General features: G+C 77.4%; 1 pseudogene. It reads right to left on the minus strand.

What is annotated here, in order from left to right:
- Nucleotides 1-230: pseudogene (locus KVT44_RS57435) on the minus strand (acetyl-/propionyl-CoA carboxylase subunit alpha); the annotation flags it as partial.

Here is a 230-nt window from a genome sequence, read left to right on the forward strand (position 1 = left end):
GGGACCTCTTCGAGGGTGCGGGCGACCTTCAGGCCGCGTCCGCCGCCGCCGAAGGCGGCCTTGATCGCGATCGGCAGCCCGTGTTCCTCGGCGAAGGCGACGACCTCGTCGGCGCCGGACACCGGGTCGGGGGTGCCCGCGACGAGGGGGGCGCCGGCGCGCTGGGCGATGTGGCGGGCGGCGACCTTGTCGCCGAGGTCGCGGATGGCCTGCGGGGGCGGGCCGATCCA

This window comes from Streptomyces sp. GbtcB7, from assembly GCF_019091445.1.
In the GTDB taxonomy this organism is placed as follows: domain Bacteria; phylum Actinomycetota; class Actinomycetes; order Streptomycetales; family Streptomycetaceae; genus Streptomyces; species Streptomyces mirabilis.